The sequence below is a fragment of the Pseudomonas sp. JQ36 genome, assembly GCF_053851495.1.
In genome coordinates this window covers 4422191-4445044 of record NZ_CM132642.1, presented here as the reverse complement: position 1 = coordinate 4445044, position 22854 = coordinate 4422191, and the positions used below count along the sequence as shown (strand labels likewise).

General features: G+C 61.9%; 19 protein-coding genes. 13 read left to right on the top strand and 6 right to left on the bottom strand.

Annotated elements, in window-relative coordinates:
• Window positions 1-129 precede the first annotated feature (129 nt).
• Complete coding sequence (locus tag ACS4NR_RS20070; protein WP_443531922.1) at window positions 130-882, bottom strand: NRDE family protein; 753 nt, start codon at window positions 880-882, stop codon at window positions 130-132.
• Between the two features lie 130 nt (window positions 883-1012).
• On the opposite strand from ACS4NR_RS20070, the gene ACS4NR_RS20065 reads away from it, so the two are divergent.
• The 3 genes from ACS4NR_RS20065 (at window position 1013) to ACS4NR_RS20055 (ending at window position 3726) form a co-directional block, all read left to right on the top strand.
• Window positions 1013-1795 carry a sulfite exporter TauE/SafE family protein gene (locus ACS4NR_RS20065; protein WP_027610537.1) on the top strand — a complete coding sequence of 261 codons (783 nt, stop codon included), beginning with the start codon at window positions 1013-1015 and terminating at the stop codon, window positions 1793-1795.
• A 93-nt stretch (window positions 1796-1888) separates the two neighbouring features.
• Window positions 1889-2704, top strand: coding sequence for a prolipoprotein diacylglyceryl transferase (gene lgt, locus ACS4NR_RS20060; protein WP_095137577.1), 816 nt, complete (start codon window positions 1889-1891; stop codon window positions 2702-2704).
• Between the two features lie 50 nt (window positions 2705-2754).
• Window positions 2755-3726, top strand: a complete 972-nt coding sequence (locus ACS4NR_RS20055; protein ID WP_456018166.1) for a thymidylate synthase — start codon at window positions 2755-2757, stop codon at window positions 3724-3726.
• 126 nt (window positions 3727-3852) lie between these two features.
• Here the strand turns inward: ACS4NR_RS20055 and cadR are convergent, their stop codons facing one another.
• On the bottom strand, window positions 3853-4302 hold the full coding sequence (gene cadR / locus ACS4NR_RS20050) for a Cd(II)/Pb(II)-responsive transcriptional regulator (protein WP_007964189.1): 450 nt from the start codon (window positions 4300-4302) through the stop codon (window positions 3853-3855).
• 85 nt (window positions 4303-4387) lie between these two features.
• Here cadR and ACS4NR_RS20045 point away from each other — a divergent pair, with 85 nt between their 5' ends.
• The 8 genes from ACS4NR_RS20045 to ACS4NR_RS20010 all read left to right on the top strand — a co-directional run bounded on the left by ACS4NR_RS20045 (window position 4388) and on the right by ACS4NR_RS20010 (window position 14445).
• Window positions 4388-6703, top strand: a complete 2316-nt coding sequence (locus ACS4NR_RS20045) for a heavy metal translocating P-type ATPase (protein WP_456018165.1) — start codon at window positions 4388-4390, stop codon at window positions 6701-6703.
• 15 nt (window positions 6704-6718) lie between these two features.
• A complete protein-coding gene (locus tag ACS4NR_RS20040; protein ID WP_027610541.1) occupies window positions 6719-7582 on the top strand; it encodes a LysR family transcriptional regulator in 864 nt (287 codons plus the stop codon).
• A gap of 222 nt (window positions 7583-7804) precedes the next feature.
• Window positions 7805-8881 (top strand): putative 2-aminoethylphosphonate ABC transporter ATP-binding protein, encoded by a 1077-nt coding sequence (locus ACS4NR_RS20035; protein WP_003229183.1) that lies wholly within the window; start codon window positions 7805-7807, stop codon window positions 8879-8881.
• Entirely contained in the window at window positions 8881-10605 is a 1725-nt protein-coding gene (locus ACS4NR_RS20030) for a putative 2-aminoethylphosphonate ABC transporter permease subunit (RefSeq protein WP_456018164.1), read from the top strand. Before ACS4NR_RS20035 ends, ACS4NR_RS20030 begins: the two co-directional genes overlap by 1 nt.
• A 47-nt stretch (window positions 10606-10652) precedes the next feature.
• On the top strand, window positions 10653-11678 hold the full coding sequence (locus ACS4NR_RS20025; RefSeq protein ID WP_456018163.1) for a putative 2-aminoethylphosphonate ABC transporter substrate-binding protein: 1026 nt from the start codon (window positions 10653-10655) through the stop codon (window positions 11676-11678).
• A 118-nt stretch (window positions 11679-11796) separates the two neighbouring features.
• The gene (locus tag ACS4NR_RS20020) at window positions 11797-12930 is read left to right on the top strand and encodes a TIGR03364 family FAD-dependent oxidoreductase (RefSeq protein ID WP_456018162.1); all 1134 of its coding nucleotides are present in this window, start codon (window positions 11797-11799) and stop codon (window positions 12928-12930) included.
• The gene (locus ACS4NR_RS20015) at window positions 12930-13487 is read left to right on the top strand and encodes a phosphonate degradation HD-domain oxygenase (RefSeq protein WP_456018161.1); all 558 of its coding nucleotides are present in this window, start codon (window positions 12930-12932) and stop codon (window positions 13485-13487) included. The genes ACS4NR_RS20020 and ACS4NR_RS20015 overlap by 1 nt, the downstream gene beginning before the upstream one ends.
• 427 nt (window positions 13488-13914) lie before the next feature.
• Window positions 13915-14445 carry a hypothetical protein gene (locus tag ACS4NR_RS20010; protein WP_456018160.1) on the top strand — a complete coding sequence of 177 codons (531 nt, stop codon included), beginning with the start codon at window positions 13915-13917 and terminating at the stop codon, window positions 14443-14445.
• A gap of 12 nt (window positions 14446-14457) precedes the next feature.
• On the opposite strand, the gene ACS4NR_RS20005 is transcribed toward ACS4NR_RS20010, so the two are convergent.
• Together ACS4NR_RS20005 and ACS4NR_RS20000 are read right to left on the bottom strand one after the other, a co-directional pair.
• Entirely contained in the window at window positions 14458-15834 is a 1377-nt protein-coding gene (locus ACS4NR_RS20005) for a GTPase/DUF3482 domain-containing protein (RefSeq protein WP_456018159.1), read from the bottom strand.
• Window positions 15827-17200, bottom strand: coding sequence for a DUF2868 domain-containing protein (locus ACS4NR_RS20000; protein ID WP_456018158.1), 1374 nt, complete (start codon window positions 17198-17200; stop codon window positions 15827-15829). Before ACS4NR_RS20000 ends, ACS4NR_RS20005 begins: the two co-directional genes overlap by 8 nt.
• An 85-nt stretch (window positions 17201-17285) precedes the next feature.
• Here ACS4NR_RS20000 and ACS4NR_RS19995 point away from each other — a divergent pair, with 85 nt between their 5' ends.
• Window positions 17286-17798 carry a dihydrofolate reductase gene (locus ACS4NR_RS19995; RefSeq protein WP_443531932.1) on the top strand — a complete coding sequence of 171 codons (513 nt, stop codon included), beginning with the start codon at window positions 17286-17288 and terminating at the stop codon, window positions 17796-17798.
• Window positions 17799-17902: 104 nt separating this feature from the next.
• On the opposite strand, the gene ACS4NR_RS19990 is transcribed toward ACS4NR_RS19995, so the two are convergent.
• Window positions 17903-19294, bottom strand: a complete 1392-nt coding sequence (locus tag ACS4NR_RS19990; RefSeq protein ID WP_456018157.1) for an L-cystine transporter — start codon at window positions 19292-19294, stop codon at window positions 17903-17905.
• Window positions 19295-19535: 241 nt separating this feature from the next.
• Between ACS4NR_RS19990 and ACS4NR_RS19985 the strand changes: the two genes are divergently transcribed.
• Window positions 19536-20591: an HAD family hydrolase gene (locus tag ACS4NR_RS19985; RefSeq protein ID WP_166495303.1), complete on the top strand. Its 1056-nt coding sequence runs from the start codon at window positions 19536-19538 to the stop codon at window positions 20589-20591.
• Between the two features lie 218 nt (window positions 20592-20809).
• Here ACS4NR_RS19985 and ilvD read toward each other — a convergent pair whose 3' ends face one another.
• Window positions 20810-22651 carry a dihydroxy-acid dehydratase gene (gene ilvD / locus ACS4NR_RS19980; RefSeq protein WP_007964170.1) on the bottom strand — a complete coding sequence of 614 codons (1842 nt, stop codon included), beginning with the start codon at window positions 22649-22651 and terminating at the stop codon, window positions 20810-20812.
• Between the last annotated feature and the right edge of the window lie 203 nt (window positions 22652-22854).

Below are 22854 nucleotides of genomic sequence, written 5' to 3'. Positions count from 1 at the left end.
GAGCTTGCTCCCGCTGGAGTGCGGAGCGCTCCCAATTCGGTCAATGAGATTCTTCTGAGAGATCGCATTGGCTGGGTTGCGGCTGCTTCGCACCCGAGCGGGAGCAAGCTCCCTCGCCACAATGGTTGCTCACTTTGCGGTATTGATCTCCACCTCACCCAAATGCCCGCCATACGGCCCGAAACTGCGCTCGACCATCCTTCGCGTGCCATCCGCTTGCACGATCAACGCCGTACTCGCCCGCGTGCCATAACTCTGGCTGGCAATGAACACACTCGACAGCAGTGATTCAGTGGCCAGCCCGACCCCGGTGTCCGGCAATTCGTTAAACGGCGCGGTCTGCGCATCGCTCAGCAACCCCAGCAACCGCGCAGGTTGTGGATCATCCAATACCGCATTCAGGGCAGCCTTGGCCTTGAGCAACTTCGGCCATGGCGTATCCAGCCCGGCATTCGACAGACCGTAAACGCCGGGTTGGAGCATCACCGGTTCAGATGCCCGCGCATTGAAGTGCCACAGCTCATGGGCATTGCCCAGCAGCAGGTTGAACCCGGCGTATTCCGGCGAGCGAGCGACCACATCGCGCAAATAATCATCAATTGACGCATCACCCGCGAGAAACCGCGCTACCAGTTCGCCCCGCGAGTTGCGTGCCGGCGGCTGGTGCGGATCGCGGATATTGGTCAATGCGGCGAAGCGCCCATTGGCGCCGATCCCCAGCCAAGTGCCGCCAGCCTCAAGATCGCGCCCGGCATGCACGTGCGGCGCGTCGGCCCATGGCGCCAGCGGCAGGCTGGGCCGGGCATAGAATTCGTCACGGTTGGCCGCGACGATCAGCGGCTGGGCATGGCCCGGGCGCCAGGCGAAAACAATCAGGCACATAAGGTGGTCCTTGTGTGTTTTCTGCTCACTCTACGCAGTCGGCGTCCGTGCATCCATCGTCAGTGGAGCCGGAGGGCATGCATCCGTTACCATGCCGCTCCGGTTTGGGGGATGCGTCTGGGAGACGGTCATGGAATTTCTGCTCTATCTGGCGTTGGGCGCCTGTGCGGGCGTGCTGGCCGGGCTGTTCGGGGTGGGCGGCGGGATCATTATTGTCCCGGTGCTGGTGTTCAGTTTTACCTTGCAGGGATTCGATCAGTCGATCCTCACGCATCTGGCGGTAGGGACATCGCTGGCGACGATCATATTCACTTCGGTCAATGCCGTGCGTGAACACCATCGACGTGGTGCGGTGCGCTGGCCGATCTTCATGTGGATGACCGTCGGCATTCTGCTCGGCGCCGGTTTTGGGGCGCTGACGGCCGAGGCGATTTCCGGGCCGAACCTGCAGAAGATCATCGGCGTGTTCGCCCTGGTGATTGCTGTGCAACTGGCGTTGGAAGTCAAACCCAAGGCCAGTCGAACGGTGCCGGGCAAACTCGGTCTGACCGTGGCCGGCAGTGTGATCGGCTGGGCCTCGGCGATTTTCGGAATCGGCGGCGGTTCGCTGACCGTGCCGTTCCTGACCTGGCGCAGCGTGCCGATGCAGCAGGCGGTGGCAACGTCGTCGGCCTGTGGCTTGCCGATTGCTGTGGCCAGTGCGTTAAGTTTCATGATTCTGGGCTGGCATGATCCGCTGTTGCCGCCGCATAGTCTCGGTTTTGTCTATTTGCCGGCGCTGCTGGGCATTGCCCTGACCAGCATGGTGTTCGCCCGTCTCGGCGCGCGCCTGGCACACAGATTGTCGCCGCGCTTGCTGAAACGGCTGTTCGCCGCTTTGCTGTTCTGCGTGGGCCTGAATTTCCTGCTCTGACCCGCTGGGTCAGAGCAGGCCGCAATCCTGGCTTAATCCTGAGGTGGCAGCGTCGCCCGGGAATTTTGGTTTCAACTCTAACGAGGAGTCGCAATGCTGCCTTACCCGCAGATCGACCCGGTGGCCTTGGCCATCGGTCCGCTGAAAATCCACTGGTACGGCCTGATGTACCTCGTCGGCATCGGCGGCGCATGGCTGCTGGCGTCGAGCCGGCTCAACCGTTTCGACCCGACCTGGACCAAGGAGAAGCTCTCCGATCTGGTGTTCTGGCTGTCGATGGGCGTAATCGTCGGCGGACGTCTGGGTTACGTGCTGTTCTATGACCTGAGCGCTTATCTGGCCAACCCGACGCTGATTTTCGAAGTGTGGAAGGGTGGCATGTCGTTCCACGGCGGATTCATCGGGGTAATGCTCGCCGCGCTGTGGTTCGGCAAGCGTAATGGCAAGTCGTTCTTCCAGCTGATGGACTTCGTCGCACCGATGGTGCCGATCGGTCTGGGTGCCGGGCGAATCGGCAACTTCATCAATGCCGAGTTGTGGGGCAAGGCCACCGATGTGCCGTGGGCCATGGTCTTCCCGCCGTTCAGCGATCCGGCGCAACTGCCGCGTCACCCGTCGCAGCTGTATCAGTTCGCGCTTGAAGGCGTCGCGCTGTTCCTGATCCTGTGGCTGTTCTCGCGCAAGCCGCGTCCGACCATGGCGGTATCGGGCATGTTCGCGCTTTTTTACGGCATTTTCCGTTTCATCGTCGAGTTCGTCCGCGTACCGGATGCGCAACTGGGCTACCTGGCCTGGAACTGGCTGACCATGGGCCAAGTGCTGTGCGTGCCGATGATTGTCGGCGGGCTGTTCCTGATCTGGCTGGCCTATCGTCGTGCGCCGGCAGCGCCGCTCGCGCCGACCGCTTAAACTACGAACCCCGGCGCGCGACGCCGGGGCTCAAAGGACACAGGTAACTCATGAAGCAATATCTCGAACTGGTCTCGCACGTCATTCAGAGCGGCACCAAACAGGCCAACCGCACCGGCATCAACACCATCAGCTTCCCGGGTGCGATGCTGCGTTTCGATCTGCAGGAAGGCTTTCCGGCGATCACCACCCGCAAGATGGCCTTCAAATCGGCCATCGGCGAGATGTGCGGTTTTCTGCGTGGCGTGAACAACGCTGCTGAATTCCGCGCGCTGGGTTGCAAGGTCTGGGACCAGAACGCCAACGAAAACGCGCAGTGGCTGGCCAACCCGTTCCGTCAGGGCGAAGACGACCTCGGCGAAATCTACGGCGTGCAATGGCGTAAATGGCCGGCGTACAAGCAGATCCCGCTGAGCAACACCGCCGCCATCGAACAAACCCTGAGCAATGGCTACAAGCAGATCGCCCAGGGCGAAGAAGACGGCCAGGCCTACGTGGTGCTGTACAAAGCCATCGATCAGGTGCGCCAGTGCGTCGACACGATCATCAAGGACCCGGGCAGCCGCCGCATCCTGTTCCACGGCTGGAACGTCGCCCAACTCGATGAGATGGCCCTGCCGCCATGCCATCTGCTGTACCAGTTCCACCCGAACGTCGAGACCAAAGAAATCTCCCTGACCCTGTACATCCGCTCCAACGATCTGGGCCTGGGCACGCCGTTCAACCTCACCGAAGGCGCTGCGCTGCTGAGCCTGATCGGGCGCCTGACCGGCTACACGCCGCGCTGGTTCACCTATTTCATCGGTGATGCGCACGTCTACGAGAACCACTTGGACATGCTCAACGAACAGCTCAAGCGCGAGCCGTTCGCCATGCCGAAACTGAAGATCTCCGACCGCGTGCCGGAGTTTGCCAAGACCGGTGTGTACCAACCGGAGTGGCTGGAGCGGGTGGAACCGAGCGATTTCTCGCTGGAAGGCTACGAGCACCACGCGCCAATGACCGCGCCAATGGCGGTCTAGAAACTTCACGCAATACCCTGTGGGAGCGGGCTTGCTCGCGAAAGCGGTCTATCAGTTAACGATGATGTCGACTGACACTCCGCCTTCGCGAGCAAGCCCGCTCCCACATTGGGTTCTGTGTAAGTCTCAATGGCCGTGACTACGGCCTACGTGGGAGTGTTCGACCTCCGTCGCCACAACCCCGCCACTCACCTCCAGCCGCTGCAAGATCCCGCACTGATCCGCCCCCGGCCCTTCGCCACAGCGTTGGCGCAGGTCGAGCAGTTGTGTCTGCAAGGCCAGCAAGCCGTCAATTCGCGCCTTGACGTGCTGGATGTGCTCGTCGATCAGCGTATTGACGCTTGCACACTGATCCTGCGGGCTGTCACGCATCGCCAGCAGGCTGCGGATTTCTTCGAGGGTCATGTCGAGGGTGCGACAGTTGCGGATGAAGGTCAGGCGTTCGGCATGGGCCTGGGTGTAGACGCGATAGTTACCGTCGCTGCGTGCCGGTTCCGGCAGCAGGTTTTCGCGCTCGTAGTAGCGGATGGTTTCCACGGCGCAGTCGGTGAGTTTCGCCAGTTCTCCGATCTTCATGACGGCAATCTCCAAAAGGGTGCTTGACCCTATAGTGGCTACAGGGTCTTTACTTGACAACAGGCACCTTCATGGACGCGACCCGATGAGCGATCCCCAGCACACCCACAAGCCCGACGACGGGCACGATCATAGCCACAGCCATAAATTGCAGCCTGTGCATAAGCACGAACATGGCGGCGATTCCTGCTGCGGGTCGAAAGCCGCAGCACCGGCACCGGTTCATTCGCACGAAGATTCTTGCTGCTCCTCGACAGTCGCCGCGCCTGCGTTGGTGCAACTGAGCGAGAAAACCAGCGCTGACGCCCGACTGAGCAGTTTCCGCATCGAAGCGATGGACTGCCCGACCGAGCAGACGCTGATCCAGAACAAACTCGGCAAACTGGCCGGCGTGCAGCAGCTGGAGTTCAACCTGATCAACCGCGTGCTCGGCGTGACCCACAATCTGCCGGACACCGCGCCGATCACCGAGGCGATCACCTCGCTGGGCATGCACGCCGAGCCATTGGAGGCGGGCGTCGAAGCCCCGACCGCGGCGCCGGTAAAAAAACACTGGTGGCCCCTGGCGCTGTCCGGCGTCGGTGCGCTGGCGGCCGAAGTGATCCATTTCACCAACGCTGCGCCAACCTGGGTGGTGGCGATCATTGCGCTGATCTCGATCCTCAGCGGCGGCCTGACCACCTATAAAAAGGGCTGGATCGCCCTGAAGAACCGCAGCCTCAACATCAACGCGCTGATGAGCATCGCGGTGACCGGTGCGGTGCTGATCGGGCAGTGGCCGGAAGCGGCGATGGTGATGTTCCTGTTCACCGTGGCCGAGCTGATCGAGGCGCGCTCGCTGGATCGTGCGCGCAATGCCATCAGCGGCCTGATGCAGATGACCCCGGAACAGGCCACGGTGCAGCAAGCCGACGGCAACTGGATCGAACAAGAGGTTAAAAGCGTCGAACTCGGCGCCCGTGTGCGGGTAAAACCCGGCGAGCGTATCGCGCTGGACGGCGAAGTGGTCAGCGGCAGTTCGACCATCGATCAGGCGCCGATCACCGGCGAAAGCCTGCCGGTGGAGAAAACCGTGGGCGATAAGGTTTTCGCCGGCACCATCAATCAGGCCGGCTCGCTGGAATATATGGTGACTGCGGCGGCGAGCAACTCGACCCTGGCGCGGATCATCCACGCCGTCGAACAGGCTCAGGGGGCGCGGGCGCCGACGCAGCGCTTCGTCGATCAATTCTCGAAAATCTACACCCCGGTGGTGTTCGTGCTGGCGCTGGCCGTGGCGATCATTCCGCCGCTGTTCATGGGCGCGGTGTGGTTCGACTGGATCTACCGTGCGCTGGTGCTACTGGTGGTCGCTTGCCCATGTGCCTTGGTGATTTCGACGCCGGTGACCATCGTCAGCGGCCTCGCGGCGGCGGCGCGCAAAGGCATTCTGGTCAAGGGTGGCGTGTACCTGGAGGGCGGCTTCAAGCTCGACTATCTGGCGCTGGACAAGACCGGCACCATCACCCACGGCAAACCGGTGCAGACCGATTACCTGTCGCTCGACCCGACCGCCGACGCCAGCGCTCCGGCAGTCGCCGCCGCGCTGGCCGGGCGCTCCGATCACCCGGTTTCGCTGGCGATCGCCAATGCGGCTGTGGATAAAAACCTCGCCGTGCTGACTGTGGATAACTTCGAAGCGCTGGCCGGTCGTGGCGTGAAGGGCCAGGTCAACGGCCAGACCTATCACTTGGGCAACCATCGTCTGGTCGAGGAGCTGGGCCTGTGCTCGCCGCAACTTGAAGAGAAGCTGTTTGCGCTGGAGAAACAAGGCAAATCCGTGGTGCTGCTGCTCGACAATTCCGGCCCGCTGGCGCTGTTCGCCGTGGCCGACACGGTCAAGGAAACCAGCCGCGAAGCCATCCGCCAGTTGCACGCCCTCGGGGTGAAAACCCTGATGCTCACTGGCGACAACGTGCACACCGCGCAAGCCATCGCAGCGCAGGTCGGTATCGATCAGGCCAAAGGCGACTTGCTGCCGACCGACAAACTGCAAGCCATCGAAGCACTTTATGCACAGGGTCATCGGGTGGGCATGGTCGGCGACGGCATCAACGATGCGCCGGCACTGGCCCGCGCCGAGATCGGTTTTGCCATGGCCGCTGCGGGTACCGACACCGCGATTGAAACCGCTGATGTCGCCCTGATGGACGACGATCTGCGCAAGATTCCCGCGTTCATCAGCCTGTCGCGTGACACCGCGAGCATCCTGAAACAGAACATCGCCTTGGCACTGGTGATCAAGGCGATCTTTCTTGGGGTAACCTTCGCCGGACTCGCCACCATGTGGATGGCGGTGTTTGCCGACATGGGCGTGAGCCTGTTGGTGGTGTTCAACGGTTTGCGCTTGCTGCGCAAATAAACGAGAGGGACGGTTGTGCTGAGTGCCGAGCTGAAAGCGTTTTACATGGTCGCCCGCCTGGGCAGTATTACGCTGGCGGCGAAAAAGCTCGGCCTCAGCCAACCCACCGTGACCACGCAGATCCGCAATCTGGAAAGCCAGTATTCGGTGGAGTTGTTCTACCGTGGCGGCCGGCGCCTGAGCGTCAGCGACGAAGGCGCGCGGTTGCTGCCGATGGTCAAGGCGCTGTTGCAGCAAGAGGCCGACATCGAGTTCTTCCTGCGCAACAGCGGTCAGGTGCAGGGCACGTTGCGCATCGCTGCCACTGCGCCGTATTACATCCTCGATCTGGTGAAGACCTTCCGCGAGCGTCTGCCGCAGGTCGAGGTGTCGGTGGAAATCGGCAACTCGCAGCAGGTGCTCGAAGCGCTGGAGGATTACCGGGTCGATGTCGCCGCGTCGTCGCAGTTGCTTGAGGATGCGCGGTTGATTCGCCGGGTATTGGGTAGCGATCCGCTGGTGCTGGCGGTGCATCGCAACCATCCGCTGGCGGCGCAGGAGCATGTGGCGTTGAGTGCGCTGGCCGGGCATACCTTGCTGATGCGCGAGTCGGGTTCGACCACCCGCCGTTTGACCGAGGAGTTGCTGCAAAGCGCTGGGGTCAGTTTCGGGCCGCTGCTGGAAATTGGCAGCCGCGAGTCGATCCGCGAGGCGGTGCTGCGCAATATCGGCATCAGCATCATTGCCCGCCAGGAAGTCCCGCACGATCCGCAATTGCGGGTGCTGACCATCGAGAATGCGCCGCAGATTCCCGAGTACCTTTACTGCTTGAAAGAAAGGAAGGGCGCGCGGTTGCCGGCGGCATTTCTTGGCCTGGCCCAAGAGATGTCCCCGGCCTGAGATCTCCATCTATCTTGCTGGCCTCATCGCGAGCAGGCTCACTCCTACAATGGAATGCGTTCCCCTGTAGGAGTGAGCCTGCTCGCGATGGCGCCAGTCCAGACACCGAATGACCTGAACTAAAATCCCCGAATACCACTATCAGCCGTTTTTGCCCTACTGCCACATGACGGACGCATTACAACTCTAGGATTGGCCCCATCAGCTTGATGAGGTCTGTCCATGAATCCTGCAATCGCAACTGCCCTGACCAACCCCGGTGCGCCGATGAAAGTGCGCGGCGTGCAGAAGCGCTTCGGCGCCTTCACCGCACTGGACAATGTCTCGCTCGATGTCGCGGCCGGTGAGCTGGTGTGCCTGCTCGGCCCCTCGGGCTGCGGCAAGACCACCCTGTTGCGCTGCATCGCCGGTCTGGAAAAACAGGACAGCGGCGAGTTGTACCTCGGCGATCGCGATGTTTCGCACCTTGCGCCGCAGGCCCGGGATTACGGCATTCTGTTCCAGTCCTACGCGCTGTTCCCCAATCTGACCGTCGAAGCGAACATTGCCTACGGCCTCGCCGGCAGCGGTCGCGACGAAGTACGCCGTCGCGTCGGGCAGATGCTGGAGCTGGTCGGCCTCACCGGCAGTGAGAAGAAGTACCCGGGCCAGTTGTCCGGCGGTCAGCAACAGCGAGTCGCCCTGGCGCGCGCCTTGGCCCCGGCGCCGTCGCTGCTGTTGCTCGACGAACCGATGTCGGCCCTTGATGCCCGAGTGCGCGAGCATCTGTGCACCGAACTGCGCCAACTGCAGCGCAACCTCGGCATCACCACCCTGATGGTCACGCACAATCAGGACGAAGCCATGCTGATGGCCGACCGCATCGCCGTGATGAACAACGGCCGGGTCGAGCAGTACGCCACCCCGCAGGAAATCTACAACCGCCCGGCCACGCCATTTGTCGCCGAGTTTGTCGGGCAGGGCAACTGGCTGCCGTTCCAGCGCAGCAGCGCCAGCCATGCGCGAGTTGGCGGGATGGATGTGCGTCTGGCCGATGGTAGCGTCAGCGGCGCCTCGGGCCGACTGTTCTGCCGTCCGGAAGCAATCAGCGTCAATCCGTTGGTGCACGAAGAAAACCTGTTCCCGGCGAAAGTCCGTGAGATCACCTTTCTCGGTAATCGCTGCCGCATGAGCTTCGAACTCGACCAATTGCCGGGCCACGCGTTGCTTGCTGAACTGGCGCCGGAAGCCATGCCACGCCTTGGCGCCCAGCAGATCATGGTCGCCTTGCCACCGCGCAGCCTGCAGGTGTTCGCCTGATGAGCGCGAACATCGCACTGCCGCTACCGCACAAGCAGGCGCGGCGAGTGTCCGGGGCCGAGGTCGGTGACCGGATCTTCGTCCTCGGCGGCAAACTTCTGCTGCTGTTGCTGCTCGGTATCGCCGTGCTGCTGCCGTTGCTGGCGATCTTCTGGCGCGGCTTCAGCAGCGAGGCCGGGCAGGGCGGTGGCTGGCTCGCCGCCAAGGAGTTGGTCAGCAGCGAGAATTTCCACTGGCTGCTCGGCAACAGCCTGAAAGTTTCCCTCAGCGTCGCGGCCATCGTCGTACCGCTGGCCTACCTGTTTGCCTACGCCCTGCAACGCACGATGATTCCGGCCAAGGGCCTCTGGCGTGGAATTTCTCTGCTGCCATTGATGGCGCCGTCGATGCTGCCGGGGATTGCACTGGTTTATCTGTTCGGTAACCAGGGCATGTTGCGCGGGCTGCTCTCGGACAATATCTACGGTTTCTGGGGCATTGTGCTGGGTGAGGTGATCTACACCTTTCCCCATGCGCTGATGATTCTGCTGTCGGCGTTGTCGCTGGCCGACGCGCGGCTGTTCGATGCGGCGTCGAGCATGGGTGCCAGTCCGGCGAAAGCCTTTCGCAGCATCACCTGGCCGGCGACGCGCCAAGCGGTATTCGCCGCGTTCTGTCTGGTGTTCACCCTGACCATCACCGATTTCGGCGTGCCGGTGGTGGTCGGTGGCGACTATCAAGTGCTGGCACTGGAAGCCTACAAAGCCGTGGTCGGCCAACAGCAATTCGGTCGCGGGGCGTTGATCGGCATGGTGCTGTTGCTGCCGGCGCTGTTCAGCTTCGGCGTCGATGCCTGGTTGCGTCGGCGTCATGGCGACTCCATGAGTGGCCGTGCACAGGTGTTCAAACCAGCGCCGTCGAAATTGCGTGATGGCTGCTATCTGGCGATTGTCCTGTTGATCAGCGCGGCGTTGCTGCTGGTGTTCGGCATGGCGGTGTTTTCCTCGCTGGTGAAATTCTGGCCGTACAACCTGTCGCTGTCGCTCAACCACTACCAGTTCAACGAAACCGCCGGCGGTGGCTGGCTGGCCTACGGCAACAGCTTGAAGATGGCGCTGGGCACGGCGCTGATCGGCAGCGTGCTGATCTTCACTGGCGCTTACCTGATGGAGAAAACCCGCAGCCAACGCGGCCTCAATCTCGCGTTGCGCATGCTCAGTTTCATCCCGATGGCAGTGCCGGGGCTGGTGCTCGGTCTGGGCTACGTCTTCTTCTTCAACCTCACCGGCAACCCACTGCACGTGCTGTACGGCACGATGACCCTGCTGATCGTCTGCACCATTGCGCACTATTTGACCACTGCGCAAATGACCGCGACCACCGCGCTGCGTCAGCTCGACGCCGAGTTCGAAGCCGCCGCGCTGTCGCTCAAGACGCCGCTGTACCGCCACTACCTGCGCGTCACCGTGCCGATCTGCCTGCCGGCGCTGCTGGACATCGTGCGCTACCTGTTCGTCTCGGCGATGACCACGGTGTCGGCGGCGATCTTCCTCTACAGCCCCGACACCATCCTCGCGGCGGTGGCGGTGCTGAACATGGATGACGCCGGCAACGTCGGCGGTGCGGCGGCGATGTCGACCCTGATTCTGTTCACCTCGGCAGGCGTGTCCTTGCTGCTGGCGTGGGCTTCGCGCGGCTTGCTGCGCCGTTCCCAGGCCTGGCGGCAAACCGCGCCCGGTCACTGATTGACGACTTATCCCTACAGCCTCAACTCACCGACAGGAAAACGATCATGTTCAAGCCTATGGCCCTGGCCGCTGCTGTGCTCGCGACTTTCAGCCTGAATGCCTTCGCGGCAAAAACCGAGTTGACGGTGTACACCGCCCTCGAAGCCGAGCAATTGAAGTCCTATAAAGAAGCCTTCGAAAAGGCTAACCCGGACGTCGAGATCAAGTGGGTGCGTGACTCCACCGGGATCATCACCGCCAAACTGCTGGCCGAGAAGGACCGCCCGCAGGCTGACGCGGTGTGGGGGCTGGCCGCTTCGAGCCTGGCAATCCTCGATCAGCAGGGCATGCTGCAAAGCTACGCACCGAAGGATCTGGGCAAGATCGGCGCGAACTACCGCGATGCTGCCAACCCGCCAGCCTGGGTCGGCATGGACGTGTGGGCCGCGACCATTTGCTTCAACACCGTCGAAGCCGAGAAGCAGGGCCTGAGCAAACCGGTGAGCTGGCAGGATCTGACCAAGCCTGAGTACAAGGGCAAGATCGTCATGCCGAACCCGGCGTCGTCCGGCACCGGTTTCCTCGACGTCAGCGCCTGGCTGCAAACCTTCGGCGAGAAACAGGGCTGGGCCTACATGGACGGTCTGCACCAGAACATCGGCCAGTACGTTCATTCCGGTTCCAAGCCTTGCAAACTGGCGGCGGCGGGCGAGTTCCCGATCGGCATTTCCTTCGAATACCCGGCCGTACAGCTGAAACGCCAGGGCGCGCCGCTGGACATTATTCTGCCGAAGGAAGGCCTGGGCTGGGAGATCGAAGCGACGGCCGTGATCAAAGGCACGCCGCATGAAGAGGCGGCGAAGAAACTCGCGGACTTCTCCGCCAGCGCCGAGGCGATGGATCTGTACAAGGAGAACTTCGCGGTTCTTGCGCAGCCGGGCATCGCCAAGCCACAGACCGAACTGCCGGCCGACTACGAGCAGCGCCTGATCAAGAACGACTTTGCCTGGGCCTCGAAGAACCGCGACGAGATCCTCACCGAGTGGCGCAAGCGGTATGACGGCAAGTCCGAGAAAGTCGTCGCCAAGTAAGATCTTTATCGACTGACAGGGCCTCATCGCGAGCAGGCTCACTCCTACAGGGGAACGCATTCCAACTGTAGGAGTGAGCCTGCTCGCGATAGCGGTCTCTCATTCAGGACACCTCTAAATGACCCAACACAAAGACCTGCTGATCGTCGGCGCCGGCATCCTCGGCCTGTCCCACGCCTACGCCGCCGCCAAACGCGGCCTCAAGGTCAGCGTTTTCGAGCGCACCGCCACGCCCCTCGGTGCTTCGGTGCGCAACTTCGGTCAGGCGCTGGTCACCGGGCAGCCACCGGGGCCGATGCTCGAACTGGCCAGGGCCAGCCGCGAGATCTGGGGCGACTGGGCGCAACTCGCCGGTCTGCAGATCAAGCGTAACGGCTCGTACCTGTTCGCCCGCAGCGAAGCTGAAGAACAATTGCTCGAAGCTTTCTGCAACGGCCGCGCCGTGGAGCACGGTTACAACGTAGCCTTGCTGCGCGGCGCCGCCCTGCGTGATCTGTATCACGGTCAGTTCAGCCACCACCGGGCGGCGTTGCACGGCATGGACGATCAACAGCTGTACTCGCGGGAAGCGATCCCGGCGCTGATCGACTATCTGCGCCGCGACCTCGGCGTCGAGTTTCACTTCAATACGTTGGTGCGCGACGTCGAACCGGGGCACCTGCACAGCACCGCCGGCAGCTTCACGGCGAAGCAGATCATCGTCTGCTCCGGCCACGATTATCAGACCCTGTTGGCCGAGCCGATTGCCGCGCTCGATCCGCAGATCTGCCGCCTGCAAATGCTCCGCGCCAAACCGCAGGTCGAGCTCAACCTGCAACACGCCTTGCTCACCGGTCTGAGCTGCGTGCACTACGGCGCCTTCGCCGATCTGCCGCAAGCGGCAGCGGTGCAGGCGCAGATCCTGCGCGAACAACCACATCTGCATGACAACGGTATACACCTGCTGATCAGCCCGACGCCGTACGGCGAACTGATCATCGGCGACTCGCACCATTACGGCAGCGATCCGTCGCCGTTCAACGCCGAGCAGGTCGACAACTGGATGCTGGAGCTGGCCGAACAGACGCTGGGCTGCAAGGTGCAAGTGGTCGAGCGCTGGCAGGGCGTCTACGGTGCCCGTGGGCCGGGGCCGTTTTCGTTGCTGCGCCCGGCACCGGGGCTGAGTGTGGCGTTGATGCACACTGGCGTCGGCATGAGCGTCGGCCCGGCACTGGCCGAGCGCAATGTCGCGCAATTGCTGGAGGAAACCTGATGGGGGAGCAGCAACAGGTCGTCGACCGGGTATTCGCCTTGTACGAGCGCTTTGGCACCCGCGATTACATCGGCGAGCCGGTGTCGCAGATCGAGCACATGTCCCAAGCTGCTGAACTGGCGATCGCCGAAGGCTTTGATGACGAAGTGGTGCTGGCGGCGTTCTTTCATGACATCGGTCATTTGTGTGTCGAAGGCGCCGAGAACATGGGCGGTTATGGCGTGGTCAGCCATGAGCGGCTGGGGGCGAACTATTTGCGTGAGGCCGGTTTCAGTGAGCGCCTGGCGCGGCTGGTGGAATATCACGTGCAGGCCAAACGTTATCTGACCTTGTGCGAGCCTGGGTATTTCGAGCGGTTGAGTGAAGCGAGTCGTCGCACGCTGGAGTATCAGGGCGGACTAATGACCGAGGCCGAGGCGGATGCGTTTGAGCGCGATCCGCTGTGTGCGGTCAGCTTGCGCATGCGCCAGTGGGACGAACTGGCCAAGGAGAGGGCGGTGCCGGTGATGGATCTTCGGGTGTTGAAGGAGAAAGCGGTGCGGCTACTGGTTGCGTAATCCATGTCACCGAGTCGCGCCATTCGCGAGCAAGCCCACTCCCACATTCGACCGAGTTCCACCGGAGCCCGCCAATCAATCTGCTCCCACATTCGACCGGGTTCCACCGGAAGGAATGCGATCAAACTGTGGGAGCGGGCTTGCTCGCGAAGAGGCCGGCTCAAGCGCTATAAATCTGCAGCCAGAGTATCAATCTGCTCCTGCTGCTGCGCCTGATTCAACTTCGCATGCGGATTCAGCGAAAACCACAGCGGATGCGCCCGCGCTTTTCGCAACAATTCTGGCGACTACCTCTCGCCACTATGTCCTTGCAAGGTTGAGTACAGCTTTCAAGGAACCGTCATACGGAACAAAGGGATTAGTCTTACAGAGAATGGATGAAGTCTGCTCTAGCTTGGGCGCTCCTTTGTCCATGAGATTGACCTGTATGCGTTATCTGAAAGTCACGGCCCAAGACCGAAGTTCGAACAACCGGGCCGATACCGTGTTGCTGCATTTCTTCGAGGAAAGCAGCGCAGATGAAGATACCCTTATTCATCGAGCATTCGCGCTGGATATCACCGCCGATGGCAAAGTCGATTTCCAGGCGGGTGATGCCAACAACGATGGCAAGCAGGACCTGAGCGACGAGCTTCTGCTGAAGTCTTTTGCAGACACCTATCTGAAGTTCAACTGGTTCAATCAAGGTAAAAATTCGGCACGCTATCTGAAGATCTTCACGCAGGATTGTCATCAGGACGGCTCACCCGATACGGTGCGTCTGCACTTTCATGAAGGAACCGGTAAACCGAACGACCAAAGCATCGTTTACACCGCCTCCAGCTACGACACCAACAACGACGGCAAGCTCGATTGGACAATCAGCTTCGATGTAGATAACGACGGCGATCAGGATGCGGTGGACCAAAAACTGGTCGCGCACCTGAGCACCATTTACGTGAAGTTCAAGTGGCGCTGAAGATCGGTTGAGTCAGAGCTGCTGCGACAACGCCTCAATCTGCTCCTGCCGCTCCGCCTGATTCAACTTCGCCTGCGGATTGAGTGAAGACCACTGCGGATGCGCCCGCGCCTTGCTCAGCGCATCCGGCAACTTGCCCTCGCGCCAGGTTTTGTCCTGCGGTGTGGCGACCTGGACCGCGTCCATCGCCGCATGTCCGCGCTTATCGAGGGCCAGCAACAGTTGCCGCTGACGCAACGCCAGCAGCCGCAGCACCCCATCATCCACGGTCAACTCTCGCTGGCCCTTGATCTTGCCGAGCAGACGGCTGCCATACCTGCGCGCCGTTTGCAGCGCGCCACCGGCAATCGCACCGGCCAATGCTGCAGCACCGAGGGTGATCCCGCCCACCAGCAAGTCCACGCCTGCACCGGCCGCCGCACCGGCCGCAATCCCTCCGCCCACCCGCACGCCGAGTTGCTTCAATGTTTCCGGGTTGAACAAGTCATCGCCCCAACGCCCGTCGAGCAACGGCAAATCACTGGCCGCCGCGTCTTGCGGGCGAAACGCATAGAGCTTGAGCAACGCCTCGACGCACCTCTGTTCACGCTGACGCACGGCTTTGCGCAGTTCGCTGACTGCTTGCTGCTCCTGCTCGGCGTCGCTGACCACACTGCGCCGGCACGCTGCACAATCGATCAGCAGCTCAGCGATCAAGCGCGCCGCACTTTGCTGGCGCGCCAGGCGCTGGGCCTGTTGATCGGCGATCAAGCGTTCCAGTTGCGGACGGGCATTTTCCAGCAGCAGCGCGAGGCTTTCGTACAGGCGCCGCTCGCCATCTTCCGGCGGCGCAACGCTGTCGAACCGCACCAACGCATGCAGGCCGAGCCGCGCCAACGCTTCGCGCCAGTCCGGCTCGCGATGATTGGCGCTGCTGACGAAGTTCAGCACCGGCAGCAGTGGTTTGCCGCAACTGGCGAGTACTTCGAGTTCGTCGCGGTACTTGGCCAGCACCGGTTCGCGGGCGTCGATCACATAGAGACCGGCATCGGAGGCGAGCAGTTGCCGCAGCACTTTTGCCTCTTGTTCGAAACGCTGGCGCGCTTCGCTGCCGTCGAGAAACCGCGCCAGTCGCGCCGGGCCGTCGAGACGTTCGCCGGGGCGCTCCAGACGTTCGAGGAAATCCAGCAGGGCGATGGCATCTTCCAGCCCCGGCGTGTCGTAAAGATCGAGCAGCGGCTCGCCGTCCACCGACAGCCGCGCCCCCTCGACATGTCGGGTGGTGCTCGGTCGGTGCGAGACTTCGCCGAAACCGACGTCGCGGGTCAGGGTGCGCAGCAGCGAAGTCTTGCCGACGTTGGTGTGGCCAACCACCGCGAGTTTCAGTGGGGCTTTGCGGGCATCAGTCATGACCGTTCTCCAGCCAATTCATTGGCGCGCAATCGGCGAACGGCAGCTCCAGTTGTTGCAGCGCGACGTGCCAGTCGCCGAGGCGGGCGCTGTCCAGCGCCTCGCCGGGCGGTGCTTGCAGCAGCCAGACGCGGGTGGCGCTGGCGTTACGCGCCAGTTCGGCGATCAGCGCGAGGCTGCCGCGATCCGGCGAACGCCGTGGATCGCAGGCAATCAGCAGGCGCGCCGGGGGGAAGCGGCTGAGTTGTTCGAGCAGTCTGTGCCGTGATTCGCGGCTGTCGAGGATCCCGGCGTTGCTCACGGTTTTCGGCAACGCTGGCGGCCATGGGCGCTGGTCGTCGAGTTCGATGGCGACCAACAAGGCGCCCTCGCTGGCCTGTTCGCTGACGCTGCTTTCGACCCGATGCAGTTGCGCAGGCTCAGGGTCGTTGACGCCGAGACGTTCGCTGGTCGGCATCAGCCGTTCGCGCAACTCGGCGTAGCCGGGCAGGTTCAAGTCCAGGGTCAGCGCGGCTTTGCCGCGACTCCAGCACCAGAAGCACAACAGTGCCAGCAGCAGACGCGGCAGTACGCCGTAGACCACCAGCACCCCGACCAGCCAGGTCGCCCAGGCCTGGCGTGCGCTTTCGATATCCAGCGCGGCACCGCCGCTGGCGCGGATCATCTCCACCGTTGGTACGTTGAAACCGAGCAGCGCCGGCAGCGCGCCGAGGGCTTGAGTCAGGTTGATGAACGTGTCGGCGCCGAGAATGGTGGTTTCCCAGACGAAGCCGTAGCGCCGGGTCGCCATCAGTGTCAGCAGCAACAACAGGGCGCTGAGCATCGCCAGCAACCACAGGCCATTGACCAATGTGCCGAGGGCCCAGCGATTGAGTTTCTTGCGTTGCAGCATCAGCAGCAGGGCCGGCGCCAGTTGCGCGGCTTTGGCATCGCGAGCGAGTTTTTCACTGAGCCACAGCCACAAGCGGCCGAGGGTGGCGCCGTGTTCACCGGCGAAGATCAGCCCCAGCGCCCAGCTCAGCAGCAGAAGAAGGTTCAGCCCGAGCAGACTGCCCAATGCCCAGAAAACATTGACCGGTGTCTGGCTCAGCGCGGCGAAGGCCAGGCCGGCGCCGCTCAGCAGCGCGAAAATCACCAGCAGTACCAGCGCCAGACGCGCGCCTTGCAGCCAGTGCCTGAGTGCTGCGCTCAGCCCGTCGCGCTCGGCCAGCCACACGGCGCGGCGCTGAATACGGCCCGGCAGATCGCCGCCGGCCGCGCGGGCCAGACGATTGGCTTCCAGATCTTCCAGGGATCCTGCGTGTTCTTCGCGCAGGCGGATGGTTTCAGTCAGCCAGAGGGTTTGCAGTGGAGTCAGTTCAGTCACGCGCCATTCCGTTGCTCAATTGAGCAGAGAGCATAACCGCTGTGGCGCTTATCGGGTCAAGCGAGGCTCTGGTATCCTCACCGACATGACTAAATCACTCCCCCTCAGCCTGATCGCAGCCCTCGGTGAAAACCGTGTGATCGGCGTCGACAACAGCATGCCCTGGCACCTGCCGGGGGACTTCAAATACTTCAAGGCCACGACCCTCGGCAAGCCGATCATCATGGGTCGCAAGACCTGGGACTCCCTCGGTCGGCCGCTGCCGGGCCGCTTGAACATCGTGGTCAGCCGTCAGCCAGATCTGCTGCTGGAAGGTGCGGAGGTTTATCCGTCGCTGGAAGCTGCAGTGGTTCGCGCCGAGGAATGGGCAAAAGAGCAGGGCGTCGATGAGTTGATGCTGATTGGCGGCGCGCAGTTGTATGCGCAAGGGCTGGCGCAGGCCGATCGTCTGTATCTGACCCGAGTGGCGCTGAGCCCGGAAGGCGATGCGTGGTTTCCGGAGTTTGACCTGAACCAGTGGAAACTGGTGTCGAATGTGCCGAATCCGGCTGAGGGCGACAAGCCCGCTTACAACTTCGAGGTCTGGGAAAAGGCTTAAGCGCTTCGCGAGCAAGCCCGCTCCCACATTGGATTTGTGTCGATCACAGATCCAATGTGGGAGCGGGCTTGCTCGCGAAGAGGGCAGGTCAGGCAAAGAAGAATTTAAGCCTGAGCAAGCTCCGCATGCTCATCGGTATCCAGCAGCGCTTTATCCGTCTGCTGCATCACCTGACTGGTAATCGCACCGGCGGTGATCGAACCACTCACGTTCAACGCCGTACGACCCATGTCGATCAGCGGCTCAACCGAAATCAGCAGCGCCACCAGTGACACCGGCAAGCCCATCGCCGGCAGCACGATCAGTGCCGCGAACGTCGCGCCGCCGCCAACACCGGCCACACCGGCCGAGCTCAGCGTGACAATCGCCACCAGTGTCGCGATCCACAGCGGATCCAGCGGGTTGATGCCTACGGTTGGCGCAACCATCACCGCCAACATCGCCGGGTACAGACCGGCGCAACCGTTCTGGCCGATGGTCGCACCGAACGAGGCGGCGAAACTGGCGATCGATTGCGGAATACCCAGACGACGGGTCTGCGCTTCGATGCTCAGCGGAATGCTCGCCGCGCTGGAGCGGCTGGTGAACGCGAACGTCAGCACCGGCCAGATCTTGCGGAAGAAGCGCAGCGGATTGATCCCGGCCGCCGACACCAGCAGGCCGTGCACCACGAACATCAGGCCCAGGCCGAGGTACGAGACCACGACGAAACTGCCGAGCTTGATGATGTCCTGCAGGTTGGAACCGGCCACCACTTTGGTCATCAGCGCCAATACGCCGTAGGGGGTCAGCTTCATCACCAGACGCACCAGACGCATCACCCAGGCTTGCAGGGTGTCGATGGCGTTGATCACTTTCTGACCCTTTGCGACGTCATCCTTGAGCAGTTGCAGCGCTGCGACACCCAGGAATGCAGCGAAGATCACCACGCTGATGATCGAAGTCGGCTTGGCCCGCGCCAGGTCGGCGAACGGGTTCTGCGGGATGAATGACAGCAGCAACTGCGGCACATTCAGGTCGGCGACCTTGCCGGCGTAGTCGGTCTGAATGGTTTGCAGGCGGGCCATTTCCTGAGTACCGGCCACCAGGCCTTCGGCGGTGAGGCCGAACAGGTTGGTCAGGCCAATGCCGATCAGCGCCGCAATCGCGGTGGTGAACAGCAGGGTGCCGATGGTCAGGAAACTGATCTTGCCCAGCGACGAGGCGTTGTGCAGACGCGCGACCGCGCTGAGGATCGAGGCGAACACCAGCGGGATCACGATCATTTGCAGCAACTGCACGTAGCCGTTGCCGACCAGATCGAACCAGCCGATCGAGGCTTTCAGTACCGGGTTGCCGGCACCGTAAACGGTGTGCAGCGCAACACCGAAGGCTACGCCGAGCACCAGCGCGAGCAGGACTTTTTTCGCCAGGCTCCAAGTGGTGTGGCGGGTTTGCGCCAGACCGAAGAGCAGGGCGAGGAACACCAGCAGATTGAGGATCAGCGGCAGATTCATGAAGACTCCGATAAGACTTGTGCCAGTCGCCTTCTGGGGCAACTGCGAACCGGCAAGCCTAACAGTTTGATTTCCAATGAATTAATACCGAAATCGCAGGTCGTCCGTCGTTTTTGGAATAAGCGCTTGTCGCTCTCGGCAATGCAACTGGCGTTGAGGAGACGTAAGCGGTCGCTGACAGACGAGGAGTGTCACACTTATTTGTTAGCGTCGATGTCTTTCAGTCAGGGAGAAAACGCCGATGAAATTCGCACCGAAAATGCTCGCTGTGGTTCTTGGATTGGGCTTGGCCGCTCAGGCATTCGCCACCGACCTGAAGCACTGGCCGGCGGATCAGGCCAAGGCACTGGACGCGATGATCGCGGCCAATGCCAACAAGGGTAACTACGCCGTGTTTGACATGGACAACACCAGTTACCGCTACGACCTCGAAGAGTCCTTGCTGCCGTTCATGGAAAACAAGGGCCTGATCACCCGCGACAAGCTCGATCCCTCCCTGAAACTGATGCCGTTCAAGGACACCGCTGACCATAAGGAAAGCCTGTTCAGTTACTACTATCGCCTGTGCGAAGTCGACGACATGGTCTGCTACCCGTGGGTGGCGCAAGTGTTCTCCGGCTTTACCCTCAAGGAACTCAAGGGCTACGTCGATGAGCTGATGGCGTCGGGCAAACCGGTGCCGGCGACCTACTACGAAGGCGATGTGGTGAAGAAACTCGACGTCAACCCGCCGAAGATCTTCACCGGCCAGCAAGAGCTGTACAACAAGCTGATGGAGAACGGCATCGAGGTCTACGTGATGACCGCCGCTTCAGAAGAACTGGTGCGCATGGTCGCGGCTGATCCGAAGTACGGCTACAACGTCAAACCGCAGAATGTGATCGGCGTGTCGCTGTTGCTCAAGGATCCGAAGACTGGCGAACTGACCACCGCGCGCAAGCAGATCACCGCCGGCAAATATGACGAGAAGGCCAACCTCGGTCTGGAGTTGACGCCGTACCTGTGGACCCCGGCAACCTGGATGGCCGGCAAGCATGCGGCGATCCTGACCTACATCGATGAGTGGAAAAAACCGGTTCTGGTCGGTGGCGACACCCCAACCAGTGATGGCTACATGCTGTTCCACGATGTCGACGTGGCCAAGGGCGGTATTCACTTGTGGATCAACCGCAAGGACAAGTACATGACCCAGCTCAACGGCATGATGGCCAAGCACGCGGCAGCGCAGGCCAAGGAAGGTTTGCCGGTGACGGCGGACAAGAACTGGGTGATCGTTAAACCCGAGGAAATCCAGTAAGCCCCCAATCCTTGTGGGAGCGCAGATTCTGGATGCACTGACAGCCCCCTGTGGGAGCGGGCTTGCTCGCGAAGAGGGAGTGTCAGGCGAGAGATTTTTTGACCGGTAGACCGCTTTCGCGAGCAAGCCCGCTCCCACAGTTTTGATCTTCATTGTTTTTGGATCAGGCAAAAAAATGCCCCGCACTTGGCGGGGCATTTTTATTCGGCGGCTAAAACTTACAGCCCGTCGAGCATTGCCTTGTTACGCACCGCACCCTTGTCGGCGCTGGTCGCCAGCAAAGCGTAGGCCTTCAGGGCGGTGGTCACTTTGCGTGGACGCTGCTCGACCGGTTTCCAGCCTTTCTTGTCCTGCTCGACCCGGCGTGCAGCCAGTTCTTCATCGCTGACCAACAGGTTGATCGAGCGGTTCGGAATGTCGATCAGCACTTTGTCGCCGTCCTGCACCAGACCGATCGCGCCACCGGCCGCAGCCTCTGGCGAAGCGTGGCCGATCGACAGGCCGGAAGTACCGCCGGAGAAACGACCGTCGGTGAGCAGCGCACAGGCTTTGCCCAGACCTTTGGACTTCAGGTACGACGTCGGGTAGAGCATTTCCTGCATACCCGGGCCGCCTTTCGGGCCTTCGTAGCGAATGATGACGATGTCGCCTTCCTTCACTTCATCGGCGAGGATGCCGCGCACCGCACTGTCCTGGCTTTCGAAGATCTTCGCGTTGCCTTCGAAGACGTGGATCGACTCGTCGACGCCGGCGGTTTTCACCACGCAGCCGTCGAGGGCGATGTTGCCGTACAGCACGGCCAGGCCGCCTTCTTTCGAATAGGCGTGCTCGAAGCTGCGGATGCAGCCGTTTTCACGGTCGTCGTCGAGGGTTTCCCAACGGGTCGACTGGCTGAACGCGGTCTGGGTCGGGATGCCCGCCGGGCCGGCCTTGAAGAAGTGATGCACGGCTTCGTCGGTCGTCTGGGTGATGTCCCACTTGGCGATGGCTTCTTCCATGCTGCGGCTGTGCACGGTCGGCAGGTCGGTGTGCAGCAGGCCGCCACGGGCAAGGGAACCGAGGATGCTGAAGATGCCGCCAGCGCGGTGCACGTCTTCCATGTGGTACTTCTGGATGTTCGGCGCGACCTTGCACAGTTGCGGCACGCTGCGCGAGAGACGGTCGATGTCGCGCAGGTCGAAATCGATCTCGGCTTCCTGGGCGGCAGCCAGCAAGTGCAGGATGGTGTTGGTCGAACCGCCCATGGCGATGTCGAGCATCATCGCGTTCTCGAACGCCTTGAAGTTGGCGATGTTGCGCGGCAGCACGGATTCGTCGTTCTCGCCGTAGTAACGCTTGCACAGCTCGACGATGGTGCGGCCGGCCTGCAGGAACAGTTGTTCGCGGTCGCTGTGGGTGGCGAGGGTCGAACCGTTGCCCGGCAGTGCGAGACCGAGGGCTTCAGTCAGGCAGTTCATCGAGTTGGCGGTGAACATGCCGGAGCACGAACCGCAGGTCGGACAGGCGCTGCGCTCGTACTCGGCAACCTTCTCGTCAGAAGCGCTGGAGTCGGCGGCGATCACCATGGCGTCGACGAGGTCGAGGCCGTGGGAAGCGAGTTTGGTCTTGCCGGCTTCCATCGGGCCGCCGGAAACGAAGATCACCGGAATGTTCAGGCGCAGAGCGGCCATCAACATGCCCGGGGTGATCTTGTCGCAGTTGGAGATGCAGACGATGGCGTCGGCGCAGTGGGCGTTGACCATGTACTCGACGGAGTCGGCGATGATCTCGCGGCTCGGCAGCGAGTACAGCATGCCGTCGTGACCCATGGCGATGCCGTCGTCCACGGCGATGGTGTTGAATTCTTTCGCTACGCCACCGGCGCGTTCGATTTCCCGGGCAACCAGTTGACCGAGGTCTTTGAGGTGCACGTGGCCCGGCACGAACTGGGTGAAAGAGTTGGCAATGGCGATGATCGGCTTCTTGAAGTCGTCATCTTTCATCCCGGTGGCGCGCCACAGTGCGCGGGCGCCGGCCATGTTGCGGCCGTGGGTGGATGTTTTCGAGCGGTAATCTGGCATGGAGCACTCCGGGCGGCTAATCAGGTATCAAAAGGGAGTGAGCTTCTATTGACGTCTGGAACACTCAGAAATGGCCGTGTGTCCTGGATGTTGCCGATGACTTTGCGGGATCGCCGCTTGCCTCAGCCTGAGCTCATAAACCCGCCGGGGGATGAATGGCGATGAATCAGCCGATTCTACACCGCTGGCGTCTGGAGGGAATG